This window comes from Citrobacter braakii, assembly GCF_002075345.1.
Taxonomy (GTDB): Bacteria; Pseudomonadota; Gammaproteobacteria; order Enterobacterales; family Enterobacteriaceae; genus Citrobacter; species Citrobacter braakii.
In genome coordinates this window covers 248,251-270,001 of sequence record NZ_NAEW01000005.1, presented here as the reverse complement: position 1 = coordinate 270,001, position 21,751 = coordinate 248,251, and the positions used below count along the sequence as shown (strand labels likewise).

The following is a 21,751-nucleotide window of genomic DNA, read 5'->3' as shown; positions in this document are numbered from 1 at the left end:
TCCTGTTGAAAAGAGTGAATGAAGCGCGTATCCGGCGCTGTGCATATTAATTTGTACAATGGGGTTAAGTGTAGAGGATTTCAATGCCAGGCGTTGCGCTTTCGCGGCAGTGACGACTTTTCTGTATACTGTGGTGATACGCTTTATTTTCGCCCGATATTGCGCTGTTTTCGGGCCTACGTTTATAACCTGGAACACGTTTACCCATGCTGAGTTATCGCCACAGTTATCACGCTGGCAACCACGCCGACGTCCTTAAACACACCGTCCAGAGCCTGATCATCGAATCGCTTAAAGAGAAAGAAAAACCGTTTCTCTATCTGGATACCCATGCTGGCGCAGGCCGTTATCAGCTGAGCAGTGAGCATGCCGAACGTACCGGTGAATATCTGGAAGGGATCGCCCGTATCTGGCAGCAGGACGATTTGCCTGCCGAACTGGAACCCTACATTGGCGTGGTGAAGCACTTCAACCGTAGCGGCCAACTGCGCTACTACCCCGGCTCTCCATTAATTGCTCGCCAGTTGCTGCGAGAACAGGATAGCCTGCAATTAACGGAACTGCACCCGAGCGACTTTCCTTTGCTGCGCGGCGAATTCCAGAAAGATGAGCGCGCACGCGTGGCCAAAGCCGATGGTTATCAGCAGCTAAAAGCAAAATTACCGCCGGTTTCCCGTCGCGGGCTGATCCTTATCGATCCCCCCTACGAAATCAAAAGCGACTACCAGGCGGTGGTGACCGGTATTAACGAAGGCTATAAGCGTTTCGCAACCGGCACCTATGCGCTGTGGTATCCGGTAGTTCTGCGCCAGCAAATCAAACGCATGATCCACGACCTGGAAGACACCGGTATCCGCAAAATTCTGCAAATTGAGCTGGCGGTGCGTCCGGACAGCGATCAGCGCGGCATGACGGCGTCCGGTATGATTGTAATAAACCCGCCGTGGAAGCTGGAGCAGCAGATGAACAGTGTCCTGCCGTGGTTGCACAGCAAACTGGTTCCGGCAGGAACCGGTCATACGTCGGTAAGCTGGATCGTGCCGGAGTAATCGCAGTCATCGGTGGAACCTTTTAATTTCAGGTATACAATCGCGAATATTTTGGCGGATGGCGTAACGCTTCTCCGCCCTACAATGAACATGAAGGAGCGGTCATGACCAAGCACTATGATTACATCGCTATTGGCGGCGGCAGCGGCGGTATTGCCTCCATTAACCGTGCAGCAATGTACGGCCAGAAATGCGCGCTGATTGAAGCCAAAGAGCTAGGCGGCACCTGCGTTAACGTTGGCTGCGTACCGAAAAAAGTGATGTGGCATGCCGCACAGGTCCGCGAAGCAATCCACATGTACGGGCCGGATTACGGTTTCGACACCACCATCAATAAGTTCGATTGGGATAAACTGATCGCCACGCGTACCGCTTATATTGATCGCATTCATACCTCGTACGACAACGTGCTGGGCAAAAATAATGTCGATGTGATTAAAGGCTTTGCCCGCTTTGTGGATGCCAAAACCATTGAAGTGAACGGTGAAACCATTACTGCCGATCATATTTTGATTGCTACCGGTGGTCGCCCGAGCCATCCGAGCATTCCGGGTGTGGAATACGGTATCGACTCCGACGGTTTCTTTGAGCTGCCCGCGCTGCCAAAACGCGTGGCCGTTGTTGGCGCAGGCTACATCGCCGTTGAACTGGCGGGCGTAATTAACGGTCTGGGCGCACAAACGCATCTGTTCGTGCGTAAACACGCGCCGCTGCGCAGCTTCGACCCAATGATCGTCGACACGCTGGTTGAGGTGATGAACGCCGAAGGCCCGACTCTGCATACTCACGCGATTCCAAAAGCGGTCGTTAAAAACGCTGATGGTAGCCTGACCCTGCAACTGGAAGATGGTCGTAGCGAAACGGTAGATTGCCTGATTTGGGCGATCGGTCGTGAACCTGCCACCGACAACTTCAACCTGGCGGTTACTGGCGTGAAAACCAACGAAAAAGGGTACATCGTCGTTGATAAATTCCAGAACACCAGCGTGCCGGGTATTTATGCCGTCGGCGATAACACCGGGGCCGTTGAGCTGACGCCGGTTGCCGTTGCCGCGGGCCGTCGTCTGTCCGAGCGTCTGTTTAACAACAAGCCGGACGAGCATCTGGACTACAGCAACATCCCGACCGTGGTCTTCAGCCATCCGCCTATTGGTACCGTGGGCCTGACCGAGCAGCAGGCTCGCGAACAGCACGGCGATGATCAGGTGAAAGTGTATAAATCATCGTTTACCGCGATGTATACCGCTGTCACCACTCACCGTCAGCCGTGCCGCATGAAGCTGGTTTGCGTCGGTCCGGAAGAGAAGATTGTCGGTATTCACGGCATTGGTTTTGGGATGGATGAAATGCTGCAAGGCTTCGCGGTCGCTCTGAAAATGGGCGCAACCAAGAAAGACTTTGATAACACCGTTGCCATTCACCCAACGGCATCTGAAGAGTTCGTGACCATGCGTTAATCAATAAAAAACCGGATGGCACTTTGCCATCCGGTTTTCTCTTATTTACCCTGCATATACGGTGTATATACCCCATTAAGGCTTTCGAGGAATGCTACGATATCGTCGATATCTTCCTGCGGCAGTTCTTTACCCACCTGATAACGCAGCATCAGTTTTACCGCACCGTCGAGCGTAGGCACATCACCGCGATGGAAATAGGGTGCAGTCAGCGCAACGTTACGCAATCCAGGGACTTTCTGACGCAGCTTGTCACGTAATTCATTGGTGACGTTCATGCGGCCAATATCTGCAGCAGTGACCTCGCCGAAATTAAAGTCCTTTTTCAGACCCAATGGCTCAAATGAACGTCCGCCTAAAATAATACCGCCATGACAGGTCGCGCACTTATTATCTTTAAACAACTGATAGCCATGTTTTTGCTGAGCGGTTAAGGCCGCTTCATCACCACGCAGCCATTTATCAAACGGCGAATTTGGCGTAATCAGCGTTTTCTCAAACTCAGCAATCGCATCGGTAATATTATCCCCACTGAATCCCTGCGGATAAACGGCAATGAACTCTTGCTTAAGTTGCGGATCCTTGTCCAGTTTCTGGATAATTTCATCCCAGGATTTAGACGCCATTTCGATAGGGTTCAACGGTGGGCCACCGGCCTGCGCCTGCAGTGTTGGCGCACGGCCATCCCAGAATTGCTCAACGTTAAAGACCGAGTTAAATACCGTTGGCGCATTGATAGGGCCAACCGCGCCGCCGACACCGATTGACGTTTTCCGGCCATCCACGCCGCCCGCATTCAGGGCGTGACAGTGCGCGCAAGAAATCGTGCTGTCGCCGGAAATACGCGGGTCATGGTAAAGCGTAAAACCAAGCGCTACTTTGCGGGCATCGGTCGGGATGCTTTCCGGTATCGGCTGTACAGGTTCATTACGATGCTGCGTGGCAGTATCGTTACTGGCGTAGTACTGCTCACGCTGTTTCGCAATCCAGCCCAGGATCTCTGCTCGCTCCGTATCGCTTACCTTGCCAGCCCAGTGCAGTGCGGTATAACGCGTCGGCGGCATGGTCTCGTACTGCATCACCCACTCAATTTTATTCAGATCGCTTTGCGAAACGGGTTTATCCGCGACCAGCGCCGCACGAACGGCCTCCAGATTGAATGATTTGTATCCCAGTTGAATATCGTAATTCATCAACTGCTTAGCGACGGGAAAAGAAGAATAGAAAGGTAATTCAGCCGAAGGAGTGTGACAATAATCGCATCCTTTTTCACGTAAGAACCCTAGTACTTTATTATTTTCTTCCAGCGTAGAGGCCTGAACATCAGCCTGTTTACTCCGTTGATTATCGTGATACCACACATAACCGGATAATCCAAAATAACAAATCGCGACGCCAGCTATGGCAATCACGGTAAGACGGGTAATGATTTTCATTATTTTACCCTCACCGTTGTGAGTTATTGTGACCCAGAAAATTAGAATAATTAATAGACAGTCTTTGTCAGACCTGACCATCATAGGAAATGAGGGGATTACTATTTTGATAAGTATCAAGCAATTACATGGAGGAGAACTATCGATAGAATAGCCTGTGCCTATTATAGAGTTAAACGTTACCAGGTTGTGTTCACACCTCGTTGCAATCGAATGTTCTGAAAATGGAATATCTTCAGGTTGCGCAGAATTCGGAATTATTCATTATTTTCATTGGGATAGATTTATTTTTTGGATATTGCGCAGCACTAAAATGTGATCGACCGCACGCTTTACTCACCAGATACCGAAGCGAATGTCTACGCTTAATTGACGAGCGGGCAATAGCCTTAATCTTTCAACGTCCATCGGAGGTCTTTCGCATTATGCTCAACCAGAAACTACCCCACGCCCCTTCTGAAGAAATGACGATCGACATCGATCTGCTTTATGAAATGGATCCGTGCGAGTTAAAGCTGGATGAAATGATTGAGGCGGAGCCTGAACCAGAGATGATTGAAGGGTTACCCGCCTCAGATGCGTTAACTCCCGCCGATCGTTACCTCGAGCTGTTCGAACACGTTCAGTCGTCGAAACTGTTTGCCGATAGCAAAACCTTCCCCGACTGTGCACCGAAAATGGATCCGCTGGATATTTTGATCCGCTATCGCAAGGTTAAACGCCACCGCGATTTTGATCTGCGACGCTTCGTCGAGAACCACTTCTGGCTCCCGGAAACGCCCTCCAGTGAATATGTTTCTGACCCGGAAAATTCGCTGAAAGAGCATATCGATCAACTGTGGCCGGTGCTGACGCGCGAACCACAGGACCACATTCCCTGGTCCTCGCTGCTGGCGTTACCGCAGTCATATATTGTGCCCGGCGGACGTTTTAGTGAAACCTACTACTGGGATTCCTACTTCACCATGCTGGGTCTGGCGGAGAGCGGTCGCGAAGATCTGCTGAAATGTATGGCGGACAACTTTGCCTGGATGATTGAAAACTATGGTCATATCCCGAACGGTAACCGTACTTACTACCTGAGTCGCTCGCAGCCGCCGGTCTTTGCGCTGATGGTCGAACTGTTTGAAGAGGATGGCGTACGCGGCGCGCGTCGTTACCTTGATCATCTAAAAATGGAGTACGCGTTCTGGATGGATGGCGCAGATTCCCTGGTACTCAACCAAGCCTACCGTCACGTGATCAGAATGTCGGACGGCTCCCTGCTCAACCGCTATTGGGACGATCGTGATACGCCGCGCGATGAGTCGTGGCTTGAAGACGTCGAGACCGCCAAGCATTCGGGTCGCCCACCCAATGAAGTGTATCGGGATTTGCGCGCGGGCGCGGCCTCCGGCTGGGATTACTCCTCGCGCTGGCTACGCGATGCAGGCCGTCTTGCCAGCATACGCACCACTCAGTTCATCCCTATTGATCTGAACGCGTTCCTCTACAAGCTGGAGAGCACTATCGCCAATATTTCCGCACTGAAAGGCGACAAAGACACTGAAGCGCAGTTTCGCCAGAAAGCCAATGACCGCCGCGATGCGGTGAATCGCTATCTCTGGGACGATGAAAACGGCTGCTATCGCGATTACGACTGGCGGCGCGAACAAATGGCCCTGTTCTCTGCCGCCAGTATTGTGCCGCTGTATGTCGGCATGGCAACGCATGAACAAGCCGACCGACTTGCCAATGCGGTCCGCAGTCGCCTGCTAACCCCCGGAGGGATTTTAGCCACAGAGCATGAAACGGGTGAGCAATGGGATAAACCCAACGGCTGGGCGCCGCTGCAGTGGATGGCGATCCAGGGTTTCAAACTTTACGGCGACGACCATCTCGGGGATGAAATCGCCCGTAACTGGTTGAAAACGGTGAATCTCTTTTATCAGGAACACCACAAGCTTATCGAAAAATACCACATCGCCGACGCCGCGCCGCGCGAAGGCGGCGGCGGAGAATATCCGTTACAGGACGGCTTTGGCTGGACCAATGGCGTGGTGCGCCGACTCATCGGTCTGTATGGCGAACCCTAGCAGCTGACAGTCTGAATTATCAGACCGTCAGTTAATCGCATCGTACAGTTCGGCGTGAATTTTTTGCCATTTCTTGTTCTCTGGGCTTGGCTGCGCGCGAACGCGTAGCTCGGCCTGTTCAAGGTTATACTGCTGACGCGCGACAACCGCCGGCACCGAGCAAAAACTTTGCAGATAGCTTTTATGCAGCGATGTGAGTGACGCCCCATTCGCCATCGCATGGCTGACCGTGGTCATAAACTGCCGACATGGCTTACTCTCACTCATCTGCGAAGGGTAACGCAGCAGCAGCCTCAACACCTCGGTATTGCCTGCCGAGAATGCCTGCTCCGTCCACGCCAGCTTCCAGTCCATCCCGCCCTGTAGGAAAAGTGACGTCACACGGGTGTCGTTGCGCTCGATAGCCGCGCGCATGTTAAAGGCATCCCAGGTGATGCCCATTCGGGTCACCGACTCCCGCGCACCAGGGGCATCACGCCGTGGCTCCTCCTGCACGATTTCAACGGATAGCCCGGAAGACGCTTGTGGCGCTGGCGAAGTGAATAACCAGAACGCGCCCAGCGAAATCACCAGCACCATCACGCCGACCGCTACCCACAACATGCCGGAAATCAGCTGTTCACGTTCTTCCGCCGTGCGCCTGGCCCGCTTCTCCGGCGGATCGATACTGTCTGCGATTTCCTGTTTATCGCCCCCCGCCTGCTCGTCTTTTTGCTTTGCGCTTTCCCAAAACTGGCGAACCATCGCCTCATCGGACTCCAGATACGACGCAGGATTAATGCGCGTACGCCGTTCTCCAAATGCCCGCTGCACAGGGTGAGTAATCTGTCGGTACTGGCAATCCAGCAACAGCAGTTGTACTGAGGTTAGCGGCTGCTGCGCGATAACGCAGTTACGGGCCAGGCGGCAGTCATCCAGGAACATCCTCAGCGTGATACGTGGCTCAACAAACGACATGAGCACCGAGGTATCGTTAAAAATCTCGCTAAAATGCCGAACGAATAACTTCTTATCGACAACCATCAGCGCCAGTTCGCTAAACATCATGCCGTCCAGCGCATCCCGACTTTCCCCCAGCTTCAACCAGCGACGCAGACGTTCACCGCCAAAGTGCTGTTTCAGGAAGCTGTTGAGCGGATGTTGATCCGGCCATACCCGCGCAATCAGCGATTTGAGGGTTAATTCTATTGCGCGAAGCTGACGCTGCGCCCGCATCTGCGCATCCGGCTCTGCACGTTCAATCTCGGTTGGATACTTCAGGAGGGGCTGTTGCTGGCGCAACTGTTCCAGAGAAGCGACAAAGCGCAGCGCAGAAATCAGCTGGTTTTCACTGACGTCCTGGCCATTTTCATATTGCGGCACGCTCTGCTGAAGATGGCGTAGCCGCAACGTGAACTGACTCAATTGCGCGTCATTCATCTGCAACCGCCTGGCGACAACACCCCAACCTCCCAGATTCAATCGCGCCTGGTCAAGCTGCTCGAGAAACCAGCGTGGATCTTTACCCTCTGCGACGCGCACGCCAAGCATCAGTAAAATTTCTACCGAGGCCTGCCGGATTATCCCCAAACAATGTTCGAAGGGTGTACATGTCGCCTGTAATGCGCTATTGGTCATTATCTTCCCTAAAAGGACCCAAAAAGTGCGGCCTCACAATGGTGTGTAGTTATCTTTTTTAAATGCAGCGCTGTGCCACCACAGACTAAAACACATTCATATAGCAAATAAATATGTTTTACAGTGACTTCCGCACAATCATTGAAAATTATTCTGGAGATAAGCCTGTGCCTGTACTGAAAACCTCGCGTTTGATCTGCCGCCCACTCACACATGACGACTGGGTGTTTTTCTTAACGTTACAGCAGAACGCAGATGTGATGCGCTTTGTCGATGACTCGCGTACCCAAGAGGAGATACGGACAGTCTTTGACTCCCGCTTGCCTGAATGGTCTCCCGGCAGTCCACACTGGCTGTGCCTGATCCTGTGCGATAAGGCATCGGGCGTACCGCTTGGGGTAACCGGATATATTCAGGATAAAAATGAATGTGCCGAGGTCGGCTTTCTGCTCACTCCCGAGGCGCAGGGCAAAGGTTATGGCGCTGAATCCCTGCATGCCGTTTGCGATTATGCGTTTACCGCCGGAGGACTACGCCGACTGACGGCCTGCGTCACCGCAGGAAACGATGCCTCACGGCGTCTACTGGAAAAGGTCGGGTTCATTCTCGAAGGCACGCTGCGAGAAAGCTACTGGCTACATCAAACCTGGCATGATGACTGGATTTTCGGCCTGCTAAAACATGAATATCAGCCGCCCAAGCCATCAGGCGTTTTGCTGTAAAAACTGGCTGGATGGCAGCTGGCGTAACGGGGTGTGTTTCTTAAAATAGGTCTCTTTGTACAGAGATTATTATGCCGCTACATTCGACGCAGTTCACGCCCGCCTGTATCGCATTTATTAAGCAATGGCAGGGCCTGTCGCTGGAAAAGTATCAGGACAAAAAGGGGATCTGGGTCATTGGCTACGGGCACGAAATCACCGCAGATGAATCCTTTGATGCCCCAATTATGCTGATGCAGGCCGAAACATTGCTGCTCGCGGATATAAATATCTGCGAGGCATTCATCCATAAGGAAATGCCGCAAATACAAGATCGGTTTCAACAGGAAGCGTTAATTGCATGGATGCTCAGCGTGGGGATTAGCCGGTTTTGCACTGCTGAATTCTGGCCGGGGGCTATTTCACAGCCAGAAACAGTCTGACTGTGAAATATTTTCCCATTATAGGGTGTCGTTTAGCATCATTGCCGCCTGCGTACGGTTTTTTACCTCCAGGCGCTGATACAGCGATTCAAGATGGGCTTTTACCGTTCCTGTGCTGATATTTAATAATCGACCAATTTGTTTATTAGATTCTCCGGCGGCCAGCATCGTCAGAATCTCCCGCTGACGCGCGCTGAGCAATCTGATATTTTGCCCGCCACATTCGGTCGCTGTGATGCAATCTCTGGGGATAAACATCATACCTATCGCGACGCTATTGAGTGCCAGCGTGAAGGTTTCCGCATCAGAATCGCGCGGAATAATGGCCAGCACGTTTAATTGCGTGACTTCCTGTAGCCATTTTTTACGGCAGTCCGTTGCGGTTACCAGCACTTTTACCTTCGCAAAGCGCTCTGCTATCTGTTGCAGTAAGCTACGGCAGAATTCAGCGTCAAAATCTCCATCCAGCATTACTAGTGCATCAGGATTGTCTTCCAGCGTCCGCCAAAGATCATCTGCCTGACTGACACCCTGAACATTCACTCCTGGAATACGCTCTTGCAAAATTACATTCATTCCATGAATAAATATTGACTGCCTGTCAAACATTATTAACTGCATTATTTATCTCCGTCTGAATAAGATATTAGCCTTAACACGCGGAAGGGTATTATCCGAGGGGCAAAATATGAAGTCACCATTTGGCGGAGGCCATTTTACCGATAGACGGAGAAGAAAGAAGCAGACGTTATAAATAGTTACAGCTGAAACCAAAGAATCACACAAAGGATCAAAATCGGAGTCAAATATTCAGAAAATCCTTAATATTTGATGTTCAACCCTGGATTGCTAATATTAATAATAGAAAGTTTATATTCTTAGCTAAAAATAAGGAACTCACGATAACAGACAAATATGTTACAAAACAAAATATCGCATTAAATGATCATTCGGGCATGAGAATGGGGAGGTGATCATGGTTTCTGATACAACAAATCCACTCCCGAAGAAGAATGAACTCTTCAGAACGTTTATCCCCCCTCTCTTTCAGCACCGCTGATCGCAGTATCAGATTCCAAATAATACCGGCTAACGCCACCAGTTATATTTTGACTTCTGATGGCGCGCCGGTTTTCGATTGCTCAAAAGGCTAAGTAAGAGGCGGTCGATTACAGGAACATCCCGCCAGAGACTTCGATACGCTGTGCCGTCATCCAGGCCAGCTCATCGCTGAGCAACGCAGCAATGGCGTCGCCAATATCATCCGGTAACCCAACACGCCCCAGCGCCGTCTGCGATGCAATGTAGGCATTCAATTGCGCATTATCCCGCACGTTTCCGCCGCTAAAATCCGTCTCGATTGCCCCAGGCGCAATAATATTCGCCGTAATGCCGCGCTCTCCCAACTCTTTCGCCTGATAACGGGTTAACACCTCCATCGCCCCTTTCATGGCAGCGTAAGCGCTGTAACCCGGTAGCGCAAAGCGCGACAATCCGGTCGAGACATTAAGAATGCGTCCGCCGTTGTTGATCAGCGCCAGCAGGTTCTGTGTCAGGAAAAAAGGTCCTTTAAAATGGATGTCCAAAAGCTGGTCAAATTGCGCTTCAGTGAACGCCGGATACGGTGCGTTAATGCCAACTCCGGCATTGTTCAATAAATAATCAAAGGTGTCGCTTTGCCAGTGCGTTTGTAGGGTTTCCTGCACCTGTTTGACAAACTGAGGGAAAGTGGAAATATTTCCGACGTTCAACGATAATGCTGCAGCTTTACCGCCAGATTGGCGAATTTCATCCACAACTTGCTGCGCTTCTTTTTCATTGCTGTTCCACGTCAGGATGACACCAATGCCTTTACTCGCCAGCTTTAGCGCCGCGTTTTTACCGAGTCCACGGCCGCCGCCGGTCACCAATGCGATACGTTGCGTCATAAGAAACCTCATTTCAGGTGTTGTGAAGATTGAGACAAAGCTTATTAGGTGGTAGAAAAACAATAAATACCGCTAACTGCGCATTACTGTTTCATTTAGAACAACAATAGGGCATGAGAATGGATAAAATTCACGCAATGCAGTTGTTCATCCGCGTCGCAGAACTGGAGAGCTTTTCGCGCGCGGCAGACACCCTCGGACTTCCTAAAGGTAGCGTATCGCGTCAAATCCAGGCCCTGGAAAATCACCTGGGCACACAGTTGTTGCACCGCACAACCCGCCGCGTTCAGCTGACGCAAGACGGCATGATCTATTACGAACGAGCGAAAGATTTGTTGAGCAATCTCGATGAACTGGATGGGCTATTCCATCACGACCCGGCCAGCATCAGCGGCAAGCTGCGCATCGATATGCCGGTTGGTGTGGCGAGAAATCTGGTGATGCCCCGCTTACCGGCCTTCTTGCATCAGTATCCGGGGCTTGAGCTCGAACTTAGCAGCAGCGACCGCCTGGTGGACTTGATCCGCGAAGGCTTCGACTGTGTGGTACGCGTGGGAACGCTGAAAGATTCAGGGCTGATTGCGCGCCCGCTGGGAAAACTCACGCAGATTAACTGCGCCAGCCCGCAATACCTCGCCCGATTTGGTTATCCGGAAAGCCTGGAGGATTTAGCCTCGCATGCGGTGGTGCACTACTCAGTCAATTTGGGAACACGTGCGCAAGGCTTTGAAGTGGCGACAGACAACGGTGCTAAATGGGTTAAAACCGGCGGCATGCTGACGGTGAACAGTACCGAAACGTATCATGCGGCATGTCTTGCCGGTCTGGGCATTATTCAGGTACCGCGCGTGGGCGTGCGTGATGCCCTGCGCGCCGGTACGCTGATTGAAGTATTGCCGCAATATCGCGCCGAACCATTACCGGTTTCATTGCTCTATCCGCATCGCCGTAACCTCTCCCGCCGCGTACATCTGTTTATGGAATGGCTGACCGGCGTGATGAAAGACTATGTGGACTGACAAGCTATACTGTCCTGAGAATGAACAGAACAAGGATTACTGCCCTGATGACGCAGGAAAAAGAGATTAAACGCCCCATTCAGGAACTTGAGCACGCACCAATCCCAAAAATTGAGACCCTGGAGCGTAACAATACAGAAACCAACGGTAAGACCAACCAGGCGCTGAAAACCGCCCTGACCTTCGCCGATAAAATTCAACGCCAGCCCATGATTGCCCATCTGATTCGCGCCGCGGAGAGATTTAACGATCGTATGGGAAATCAGTTTGGCGCCGCCATTACCTACTTCTCGTTTCTGTCGATGATCCCTATCCTGATGGTGTCGTTTGCCGCCGCGGGTTTTATTCTCGCTTCGCACCCTACGCTGTTGCAGGATATCTTCAGCAAAATCCTGCTCAACGTCAGCGATCCGACGCTCGCCTCCACGCTGAAAAACACCATCAATACCGCCGTTCAACAACGCACCACCGTCGGTCTGGTGGGTCTTGCCATCGCGCTCTATTCCGGAATTAACTGGATGGGAAACCTGCGCGAAGCTATTCGTGCCCAGTCGCGGGATGTCTGGGAGCGGACCCCACAGGATCAGGAAAAAATTTGGGTCAAATATCTGCGTGATTTTGTCTCATTGATTGGCTTACTGATTGCGCTGATTGTTACGCTGTCCATTACCTCCATCGCCGGTTCCGCCCAGCAGATGATTATCTCTGCGCTGTATCTCGACGGCATCGAATGGCTGAAGCCCGCCTGGCGGCTAATCGGCCTGACCATCTCTATTTTCGCCAACTACTTGCTGTTCTTCTGGATTTTCTGGCGGCTACCGCGTCACCGACCGCGCAAAAAAGCGCTCATTCGCGGCACGTTTATCGCGGCACTGGGGTTTGAAGTCATCAAAATGATCATGACGTACACGCTGCCATCACTGGTGCAATCGCCGTCAGGCGCGGCGTTTGGTTCCGTACTTGGACTGATGGCGTTCTTCTACTTCTTCGCGCGTCTGACTCTGTTTTGCGCTGCCTGGATTGCCACAGCGGAGTACAAAGACGACCCGCGTATGCCGGGGAAAACCCACCGCTAATCTTTGTTAACTGCCGGATAACGCTGCGCTTATCCGGCCAACCCAATGCTTACGTCGAAATTCTGCGCATTATCAGAATTAAAATCCAGCCCGTAACTTTTGTTTAACCAAAAACCAGTTTTATCATCCAAGTTTTAAATTATGTGAAGCATTTCATGGAAGTGAAATCTCCAGCCTAAAAATTATCCCCTTTTTGCTCTGTTTTTGACCAATCGCAAGGTTTGTTACAGATTGAAATGTCTCTTTTGCTGTGCGTAATATGACCTTTCGTTCGACCAAAAATAAGAAAATATTATGCAAGCAACAGCCACAACGCTCGACAACGAACAGGAACACACCCCGGTCAACTCGCGCAATAAAGTCGTCGTCGCCTCACTCATTGGCACTGCCATTGAGTTCTTCGACTTCTATATCTACGCCACCGCCGCGGTGATCGTGTTCCCCCATATCTTCTTCCCGCAGGGGGATCCGACCGCGGCAACGCTGCAGTCCCTCGCCACCTTTGCTATCGCCTTTGTGGCACGGCCTATCGGTTCTGCTGTGTTCGGGCATTTTGGCGATCGCGTAGGGCGTAAAGTCACGCTGGTTGCCTCACTGCTCACTATGGGGATCTCGACGGTTGTCATTGGCCTGCTGCCGGGCTATGAAACTATCGGTATTTTCGCCCCGCTGCTGCTGGCGCTGGCGCGTTTTGGTCAGGGTTTAGGACTGGGCGGTGAATGGGGCGGCGCGGCGTTACTGGCGACGGAAAACGCACCGCCGCGTAAACGCGCGCTGTACGGATCATTCCCGCAGTTGGGCGCACCTATCGGCTTCTTCTTCGCCAACGGCACTTTCCTGCTGCTCTCCTGGCTGCTGACCGACGAGCAGTTTATGAGCTGGGGCTGGCGCGTACCGTTCATCTTCTCTGCGGTGCTGGTGATTATCGGTCTGTACGTTCGCGTTTCGCTGCATGAATCCCCGGTCTTTGCCAAAGTGGCTGCGGCGAAAAAACAGGTGAAAATCCCGCTGGGTACCCTGCTGACAAAACATGTCCGCGTGACGATCCTCGGCACGTTCATCATGCTGGCGACCTATACGCTGTTCTATATCATGACCGTCTATTCCATGACGTTCAGCACCGCCGCGGCGCCTGTAGGGCTTGGCCTGCCGCGTAATGAAGTGTTGTGGATGCTGATGATGGCGGTTATTGGCTTTGGCGTCATGGTGCCGGTGGCGGGCCTGCTGGCCGATGCGTTTGGTCGTCGCAAGAGCATGCTCATCATCACCACGCTTATTATTCTGTTTGCGCTGTTTGCCTTTAAACCGCTGCTCGGCTCTGGCAATCCGGTGCTGGTGTTCGCCTTCCTGTTGCTTGGTTTGAGCCTGATGGGTTTGACATTTGGTCCGATGGGCGCGCTACTGCCGGAGCTGTTCCCGACCGAAGTGCGCTACACGGGGGCGTCGTTCTCGTACAACGTTTCGTCGATTCTTGGTGCTTCCGTTGCCCCTTACATTGCCGCATGGCTGCAGGCGAATTACGGCCTGGCGGCGGTCGGTACGTATCTGGCATCAATGGCGGCGTTAACGCTGATTGCGCTGCTGTTAACCCACGAAACCCGCCATCAGTCATTGTGATTTTTTGGCTGTAACCACCGTCTGCGGCCTACGTTGAGCATGAAATGTAGGCCGCAGAAGCGAAGCGTTAGCGCCATCCGACAACGGCAAAAATCACTTCTTCATTTGCGACAAAATGGTCCGGCATTGATTAGCGTCTCCTTCAGAAGGTGAAATCAGCGCCAGCAAGGCCGCCGCGGGCGTCACTAACGTTGCCAGCGCGGCAGCAACCGCACCGCGCGCAATCAGCGGCCCGGCCTTCACACCGGCCTGCGGATTCTTAAAGGTGCCGCGAACATACAGCGGCGAACGTAGGGTAATAATACGAATGCCTTTGCTCTCCGGATCGATGGTTAAATCCAGTTGCTCCGACGCAAAACTCGCCGTACCAGTGACATTAATGACCGCGTTTTCCGTGTCGAAGGCAAAAATCTGCGGGCGGGCTACGCCGTTAACAATATCCAGATTCGCCGCCGCGCAGTTCACCCGCACCTCGTCATCACCAAATATCTGTCCAACAAGATAGTTGCCCAGATTCAAGCCAACAATTTCCATCAGATTCCGGCTGATCAAACCGTCGTTCATCAGCAGCTTCAGGTTGCCATTGCTGTTACCAAGCAGCGCCGCTACCGAGTTTCCGCTCCCGCTAAACCTGGCGTCACCGTTCATTTCACCGAGCGTTTTCTGCATCAGCTCCACATCCGGCATCAGCGCTTTTAACTTCAGGCGGCGAGCCTGGATGTCCGCCTGCCCCCGCATCGGCTTTTTATCCCCTTCCAGATGGATGCTGGAGACAATGCTGCCTCCCGCGAGGCCAAATTTCAGCGGCTGCAGGCGAAGGTCGGCATTTTTCAGGATGATATGGGTGGAGAGATCGCTGATCGGCAGACTGCTGCCGTGCTCAATACGCCGTCCTTTGAAACGTACGTCAGCGTCCATCACGTTCCATTTGTCGGTTTCAAAACGGTCATACGGCAAGACCTTATCCGCGGGCTGGACGCTCTTCTCACCTTTGCGCTGTTCAGATTGTTTGGCCCGCTCCGCCCCTTTGCCTGAATCCACACCGATCAGCGGCCCCAAATCAGCCAACCTCAGTTGGCGTGACTCAACATCCCCTTTCAGCATTGGGCGCGGCTTGCCGGTGGTATAGGCTAGCGTTCCGTGAATATCGCTGTCGCCAATTCGGCCATTAAAATCGCGGTAATCAAAAACAGAGGATTTTTCCGGGTCAATTTTCGCGATCAGATGTCCGTCGGTTTCAAACGGCGGCGTATCCGGGAGCAGCACGCCGGTCAAATCGTACAAATCCCCTAGCGAATCTCCCGAGAATTTAAGCCGCAGATCCGCCCCGCCCATATTCATCGGATCGTTTATCGTACCCATAAACGCCACACGCGTATTACCCGAACGGAAATCAGCCTGAATCGGGAAAGGAGTTCCTTCACCGCGCAGCGCCAGCATTCCGCCTATTTTCCCGCTACCACTTAGCGGTTCCCCGTTATATCGGCCTTGCGCTTTCAGACCAAACACGTAGTCCTCAATGTGGGCGTTGCTCTCTTTACTTTTTGCGCCAGTCACTTCGCTAAAGGGCAACGGCTTACCCAGCGGATCGACCAGGATCTCAATCTCTGACTTCGTCACCTTATCGTTAATGGCGATGCGCCCTTGGTCGAACAGAATGTTATCCAGCCGGAAAGACCAGGCTGATGGCGGCGCTTTGGGATCGCGGTTTTCATCCCCTGCCAGGTTAAAGGTCCAGTTATTGTTTTTCTCCGACAGGCGGATAAGCCGTGCATCGGGTTTGACCAGCTTGATCCACGGGAGCCAGACGGTTTTTGTCAGCAATGCCAGTGGGGCGAGCGTGGCTTCAACGCGCGGGAGATGCACCATGGTGACGTCAGGAATGTCCGGCGGGTTGCCGAGGATGATATCCTCAGCATGAACATGCGGCCACGGAACCCAGCTACGCCAGCCGGTTTCCTGTTTTTGGCGTTCCCAAACCACGCCCAGGTCACCCCGTATGGCGAAGGGCCGGTTGAGTTCTGTAGAGACTTTCTGGTTGATGGTCGGTTTGAGCCGGTTCCAGTCAAATGTCGCAATCACGATGATGAGTACGACGATCAACAACAAGAAAACCCCTATTACTGAAGTGGTTATTTTGCCTGTTCTCGTCATGTTTAACCTCCTTACTTTCTTCCTTGCCTGTCCTAAAGATAGTCCAGCAGAGGAAAGGAGGCGCTCTACATCCTTATCAAAGCGACAGAATTACGTCTTCAAGGGTATCCAGAGGCACTGGACGAGAGAGAAAATAGCCTTGCGCAGCGAAAGCCGGTGAGTTTTGCACATCACGCCACTCTTCCAGCGTTTCAACGCCTTCGACAATCACACCGCGGCAATAGCGGTTCATCAGCTGTAACAGCAGCGTAAAGAGATTGCGGCCCTCCGGCGTCTGGCGCAGCATGACAAATAGATCCCGCGCCACTTTGATATAGTCGTAACTCACTTCACTCAGAGCCGAGAAGTTTGCCATTCCGGTACCAAAATCATCCAGCCAGAGCGGGCCAAACTCGCACATTGAGGCGAACGACGATCCCTTCGGCAAGCGGATATGCTCCACCAGTTCAAAGCGCAGCCACGGCAGACATTCGATGATTTTCAGGATTTCGGGATCCTGGCGCATTGCAATCAGCGTTGGCCCGTCGACATTCACGGATGCCAGCAGATCGTTGGCTTTGAAAAACGCCCCTTTTTGTTCAAGCTGTACAAGCTGCTCTTTCACCACATCTACACGATGTCGTACGGCCACTTCGGCGAAATAGCGGTCCGGCGCGATACGTTGGGAGGGGTTTTCAGGATGGCTCACGACGGTCAGCAGTTCAACGGCCATCAGCCGTCCGTTGGTCTGATAAATCGGCTGGTAGGTGTAAGCACGCTCGCACTGCAGCCAATAGCGTCTCTCCTGCAAGTTTTCAATACTCGCATCGAGCGTAATTAGCTGCTGGGTAACCTGCTTTATCATCTGAGATGTCCTGTAAATAAGAGTGTGACTGACCGGACTCGTCAAAGGTTATCGGCGCTCAGGCGAAGAACTTTACGTTCAGCCCTACGCAAAATAGAAACTAAGCGGCAAAAAACGACACAGAACACGTGCTGGCTCAAAAAAATAATGGAACGATGTTTTAATATAGTTGACCACTTAACACCCACAGCGCACACTAACGCTAATTTTTTTCAGAGCAGGTTACGACTATGTCCAGAAAGATTGCCGTGATTGGCGAATGCATGATTGAGCTGTCACAGAAAGGCGCTGACGTTCAGCGCGGATTCGGTGGCGACACGTTGAATACATCCGTTTATATCGCCCGTCAGGTCGATGCTGCGGCACTTTCCGTACACTATGTGACTGCGCTGGGTACCGACAGTTTTAGCCAACAAATGCTGGAATCCTGGCAGAGCGAAAATGTGGATACCTCATTAACCCAACGCATGGAAAACCGCCTGCCGGGCCTCTATTACATTGAAACCGATAGCACCGGCGAGCGCACCTTCTATTACTGGCGTAATGAAGCCGCCGCAAAATTCTGGCTTGAGAGCGAACAGTCCGCCGCTATTTGCGAAGAACTGGCGACATTTGACTATCTGTATCTGAGCGGAATCAGCCTGGCTATTTTAAGCCCGGCAAGTCGTGACAAGCTGCTGTCGCTGCTGCAAGAATGCCGTGCCAACGGTGGAAAGGTCATTTTTGACAATAACTACCGCCCACGTCTGTGGAGCAGTAAAGAAGAGACCCAGCAGGTGTATCAGCAGATGCTGGAATGCACCGATATCGCGTTCCTGACGCTGGATGATGAAGACGCGCTGTGGGGTGAAAAACCGGTTGCCGAGGTGATTGCCCATACTCACGCGGCTGGCGTACAGGAAGTGGTTGTGAAACGCGGTGCAGACTCTTGCCTGGTTTCCATCGCAGGCGAAGAACTCATCGACGTTCCGGCCGTAAAACTGCCGAAAGAGAAGGTTATCGATACGACCGCTGCGGGAGACTCCTTCAGCGCCGGGTATCTGGCGGTACGTCTGACCGGTGGCGATGCCGCTGATGCCGCAAAACGTGGGCACCTGACGGCAAGCACCGTTATTCAGCATCGTGGGGCGATTATTCCTCGCGACGCCATGCCGCAATAATCTGGCGTTCTGGCAGGCCGGATTAGACGTTAACGTCGCGTCCGGCCTGCAGATCACGATTCCCTTATTGCACCGGCGGGATGTCCGTCACTTCAGAATGTGATTCATCCGTTTCTACCGACGTTGCCGCGGCGGTAACCGGCGCCATAATGCTATCCCACGTCGCCTGCAGATCCTTCATATTGAATTCAGGTTCACCCTTCGGCTGCAACAGAATTAACGCCATATCTTGTGACAGTTGCTGACGCAGGTCCTGATTCAGCATCTCAACACTCAGGTTGTTCAGGAAGCTCTGACGTAAACGCTGATACTGTTCAGGCGCAATATCCACGACCTGGTTTTGCAGCGAGCGCAAACGCTGGCTGATCAAAATATCGGTATCGGTGCGACCATAGGTGGCAAACAGCTTCTGCAGTTCCAGATTCTTTTGCGCCACCAGCGCATTAAACTCTTCTTCCGGCAGCCCCTTATCGCGCACTTTGGCCAGCTCACGCGCAACCGTGCTGAGGTTCGCGTTCAGCTTACCGTTCGGTGATTCAACGTTAATGGCACATTGCGCGCGCAGGAACAGCACCCGACAGTCAAAGCCAAGGCCAATGTCTTTGGCATTGTTTTTGGTGAGCTCCTGCTGAATGTGCCAGAACAACGCTTCACGGGCTAAATCAGCGCGCCAGTAACGTAACAGCGCGGCAGATTCACGGATCGGCTGCCACGGCGTATCCCACATAATAGACAGGCGATCCTGACGTACCGCATCGGTCATTATGCTTACGGCCTCTGCACGCAGCGGAGAGAGCGTGGGTACGGGCGCAGGCGTTTCGCGTTTACCTTTTAATTCGCCGAAGGTTTTATTGATTTGATCAGCCACGCTGCGCGCATCTACGTTACCGACGATAATCAGCGTCATCGCATCCGGGGTATACCATTTCTGGTAGAAGGACTGGATTTTCGTCGCATCAACAGGCGTTTTCAGCGGATCGGCAGGATCGTGACCCAGCAGCGTCGATCCCTTCAGACGATAGCGCCACCATCCCTCTTTGGTATCTGACGGCCAGGTTGCAACCATATCTTCGCTACTCAGCGCATGATTGACCGATTCAGGGGTGATGCTCAGATTACCGGAAATATTCGCCAGATAAGAAAGTGACTCTTTCAGCAGATCGTTGCGGCTGTTAGGCAGACTGAGGTTATACAGCGTGGAATCATAGGAAACGATAACGGGCGGCATGGGACGACTGGGATCGAACCCCTGCTGCCACAGAGAACGGGCTTGCGTAGCATCGAGGCCACCGCTTTGCGTCAGCGCGATACGCGGGATCGCATGGCTGAAACCACTCTGTTGTGTACTTTCGGTGAGTGAACCGGTATTGACCAGCAGGCGAACCTCAATACGGTCGCTGGGGCGCTGGGGAGTGGCTAAGACTTGCCACTGTAAACCATTTGCCAGCGTGCCCTGTTGCCACGCCGGGTCAGGCTGGAGCGCATCTGCCTGCACATAGCCGGCAGTGGCCATCATCAGCAAGCCGCCCGCTAAAAGTCGAATTTTTGTGCCCTGCATGTGAACCCCTGATCAACTATCCTGGAAATAAAAAGACAGCCCGCGAGAGGGCTCTCTGAATATGACGTTAAAAACACTTCGTGTTAGACCGCAAGAACATAAAAATGTCACGGAGGAAGTGAAAAAATCCCGACGCCGCCGAATCGGCGGTTTCAGGCACAGGGGTTAATTATGCGCAAACGCCCGCAGTCCTGGAAGGGACTACGGGCATAAGTGGAGAGATTAAGAGGATATTTCGTGCGTTTTGCCATCCGGCGCACGATTATTCAGCACATCATCCAGCTTTTTATGGTCCAGTTCTTTCACCCATTTCGCTACTACAACAGTTGCCACACCGTTACCGACCAGGTTAGTCAGCGCACGGGCTTCAGACATAAAGCGGTCAATACCGAGAATCAGCGCCAGACCAGCAACCGGTAAATGGCCCACAGCGGAGATAGTCGCGGCCAGAACAATAAAGCCACTCCCGGTCACACCCGCAGCACCTTTTGAAGAGAGCAGGAGCACCACCAGCAGGGTTATCTGATGGAAGATATCCATATGACTGTTGGTGGCCTGAGCGATAAATACCGCCGCCATCGTCAGATAGATTGATGTCCCATCAAGGTTAAACGAGTAGCCCGTGGGTATAACCAACCCGACAACCGACTTGCGACAGCCCAGTTTTTCCATCTTATCGAGCATACGCGGCAGCGCGGACTCGGAAGAAGAGGTGCCCAGAACGATCAGCAGTTCTTCACGGATATAGCGGATGAATTTGAAAATGCTGAAGCCGGTTGCACGCGCAATCGAACCCAACACCACAACCACAAACAGAATACAGGTGATGTAGAAACAGATGATCAACTGACCCAACTGCACCAGCGTCCCGACGCCATATTTACCGATGGTAAAGGCCATGGCACCGAAAGCACCGATCGGCGCCAAGCGCATGATCATGTTGATGATGCCAAAAATAACCTGCGAGAAGCTTTCAATCACGTTGAAAATCATCTGGCCTTTGCTACCTAAACGATGCAGCGCAAAACCAAACATAACCGCAAACAGCAATACCTGCAGGATGTTGCCACTGGCGAACGCGCCAATGACGCTACCCGGGATAATATCCATCAGGAAGCCTACGATCCCCTGGTCTTTTGCCTGTTCGGCGTAAATCGCAACCGCTTTGGCATCCAGCGTCGCCGGATCGACGTTCATACCGGCACCGGGTTGCACCACGTTGACGATGATAAGGCCGATGATCAGCGCAATCGTACTGACAATTTCAAAATAAAGCAGTGCAACCGCACCGGTGCGGCCTACGGCTTTCATACTTTCCATGCCTGCAATGCCGGTGACGACAGTACAGAAGATGACAGGTGCGATGACCATTTTGATGAGCTTCACGAAAGCATCACCAAGTGGCTTCATTTGGGCGCCTAATTCAGGGTAGTAATGGCCAAGGAGGATACCTATGGCAATTGCTGTCAGGACCTGAAAGTAAAGGCTTTTGAATATAGAGGTTTTCATAGGGTGTCCTTAAAGTAAAAACCACAGGTCTTGTAAGGTTTTGTTTAACCTGCGGCCTTAAAGTAACACCCACACAACATGACAGAAATGCGCCTGGATCATAATTGA

17 protein-coding genes are annotated in these 21,751 nt (G+C 52.4%); 9 read left to right on the top strand and 8 right to left on the bottom strand.

Annotated features, from left to right (window positions below; all coding sequences use genetic code 11):
• Nucleotides 1-206: 206 nt before the first annotated feature.
• Together BZK42_RS13390 and gorA are read left to right on the top strand one after the other, a co-directional pair.
• Nucleotides 207-1,049 (top strand): 23S rRNA (adenine(2030)-N(6))-methyltransferase RlmJ, encoded by an 843-nt coding sequence (locus BZK42_RS13390; RefSeq protein ID WP_016154881.1) that lies wholly within the window; start codon nt 207-209, stop codon nt 1,047-1,049.
• Nucleotides 1,050-1,153: 104 nt separating this feature from the next.
• Nucleotides 1,154-2,506: a glutathione-disulfide reductase gene (gene gorA / locus BZK42_RS13385; RefSeq protein ID WP_046274489.1), complete on the top strand. Its 1,353-nt coding sequence runs from the start codon at nt 1,154-1,156 to the stop codon at nt 2,504-2,506.
• 41 nt (nt 2,507-2,547) lie between these two features.
• Here gorA and BZK42_RS13380 read toward each other — a convergent pair whose 3' ends face one another.
• Nucleotides 2,548-3,942: a cytochrome-c peroxidase gene (locus tag BZK42_RS13380; RefSeq protein WP_016157700.1), complete on the bottom strand. Its 1,395-nt coding sequence runs from the start codon at nt 3,940-3,942 to the stop codon at nt 2,548-2,550.
• A 425-nt stretch (nt 3,943-4,367) separates the two neighbouring features.
• Between BZK42_RS13380 and BZK42_RS13375 the strand changes: the two genes are divergently transcribed.
• Entirely contained in the window at nt 4,368-6,017 is a 1,650-nt protein-coding gene (locus BZK42_RS13375) for an alpha,alpha-trehalase (RefSeq protein WP_047501376.1), read from the top strand.
• A gap of 27 nt (nt 6,018-6,044) precedes the next feature.
• On the opposite strand, the gene BZK42_RS13370 is transcribed toward BZK42_RS13375, so the two are convergent.
• A complete protein-coding gene (locus BZK42_RS13370; protein ID WP_049271809.1) occupies nt 6,045-7,634 on the bottom strand; it encodes an STY4199 family HEPN domain-containing protein in 1,590 nt (529 codons plus the stop codon).
• Nucleotides 7,635-7,801: 167 nt separating this feature from the next.
• Between BZK42_RS13370 and BZK42_RS13365 the strand changes: the two genes are divergently transcribed.
• Nucleotides 7,802-8,356 (top strand): GNAT family N-acetyltransferase, encoded by a 555-nt coding sequence (locus BZK42_RS13365; RefSeq protein WP_080859303.1) that lies wholly within the window; start codon nt 7,802-7,804, stop codon nt 8,354-8,356.
• 71 nt (nt 8,357-8,427) lie between these two features.
• Nucleotides 8,428-8,778 carry a glycoside hydrolase family protein gene (locus BZK42_RS13360; protein WP_019078091.1) on the top strand — a complete coding sequence of 117 codons (351 nt, stop codon included), beginning with the start codon at nt 8,428-8,430 and terminating at the stop codon, nt 8,776-8,778.
• 18 nt (nt 8,779-8,796) lie between these two features.
• Here the strand turns inward: BZK42_RS13360 and BZK42_RS13355 are convergent, their stop codons facing one another.
• Both BZK42_RS13355 and BZK42_RS13350 read right to left on the bottom strand, forming a co-directional pair.
• Nucleotides 8,797-9,399 carry a helix-turn-helix transcriptional regulator gene (locus tag BZK42_RS13355; protein ID WP_080859302.1) on the bottom strand — a complete coding sequence of 201 codons (603 nt, stop codon included), beginning with the start codon at nt 9,397-9,399 and terminating at the stop codon, nt 8,797-8,799.
• A gap of 548 nt (nt 9,400-9,947) precedes the next feature.
• Entirely contained in the window at nt 9,948-10,706 is a 759-nt protein-coding gene (locus BZK42_RS13350) for an SDR family NAD(P)-dependent oxidoreductase (protein WP_080859301.1), read from the bottom strand.
• Between the two features lie 119 nt (nt 10,707-10,825).
• Between BZK42_RS13350 and BZK42_RS13345 the strand changes: the two genes are divergently transcribed.
• The 3 genes from BZK42_RS13345 to BZK42_RS13335 all read left to right on the top strand — a co-directional run bounded on the left by BZK42_RS13345 (nt 10,826) and on the right by BZK42_RS13335 (nt 14,418).
• Entirely contained in the window at nt 10,826-11,725 is a 900-nt protein-coding gene (locus BZK42_RS13345) for a LysR family transcriptional regulator (RefSeq protein ID WP_046274485.1), read from the top strand.
• 47 nt (nt 11,726-11,772) lie between these two features.
• A complete protein-coding gene (gene yhjD / locus BZK42_RS13340; protein ID WP_080859300.1) occupies nt 11,773-12,801 on the top strand; it encodes an inner membrane protein YhjD in 1,029 nt (342 codons plus the stop codon).
• Nucleotides 12,802-13,095: 294 nt separating this feature from the next.
• Nucleotides 13,096-14,418 (top strand): MFS transporter, encoded by a 1,323-nt coding sequence (locus tag BZK42_RS13335; RefSeq protein WP_003023312.1) that lies wholly within the window; start codon nt 13,096-13,098, stop codon nt 14,416-14,418.
• 93 nt (nt 14,419-14,511) lie between these two features.
• On the opposite strand, the gene BZK42_RS13330 is transcribed toward BZK42_RS13335, so the two are convergent.
• The gene (locus BZK42_RS13330) at nt 14,512-16,572 is read right to left on the bottom strand and encodes an AsmA family protein (RefSeq protein ID WP_080859299.1); all 2,061 of its coding nucleotides are present in this window, start codon (nt 16,570-16,572) and stop codon (nt 14,512-14,514) included.
• Between the two features lie 76 nt (nt 16,573-16,648).
• Nucleotides 16,649-17,416: a cyclic-guanylate-specific phosphodiesterase gene (pdeH, locus tag BZK42_RS13325; protein WP_047415877.1), complete on the bottom strand. Its 768-nt coding sequence runs from the start codon at nt 17,414-17,416 to the stop codon at nt 16,649-16,651.
• A 230-nt stretch (nt 17,417-17,646) separates the two neighbouring features.
• Here pdeH and kdgK point away from each other — a divergent pair, with 230 nt between their 5' ends.
• Nucleotides 17,647-18,576 carry a 2-dehydro-3-deoxygluconokinase gene (kdgK, locus tag BZK42_RS13315; protein WP_080859298.1) on the top strand — a complete coding sequence of 310 codons (930 nt, stop codon included), beginning with the start codon at nt 17,647-17,649 and terminating at the stop codon, nt 18,574-18,576.
• A 64-nt stretch (nt 18,577-18,640) separates the two neighbouring features.
• Here kdgK and BZK42_RS13310 read toward each other — a convergent pair whose 3' ends face one another.
• Together BZK42_RS13310 and dctA are read right to left on the bottom strand one after the other, a co-directional pair.
• Entirely contained in the window at nt 18,641-20,134 is a 1,494-nt protein-coding gene (locus BZK42_RS13310; RefSeq protein ID WP_047358202.1) for a M16 family metallopeptidase, read from the bottom strand.
• A 222-nt stretch (nt 20,135-20,356) separates the two neighbouring features.
• Nucleotides 20,357-21,643 (bottom strand): C4-dicarboxylate transporter DctC, encoded by a 1,287-nt coding sequence (gene dctA / locus BZK42_RS13300; RefSeq protein ID WP_003023301.1) that lies wholly within the window; start codon nt 21,641-21,643, stop codon nt 20,357-20,359.
• Between the last annotated feature and the right edge of the window lie 108 nt (nt 21,644-21,751).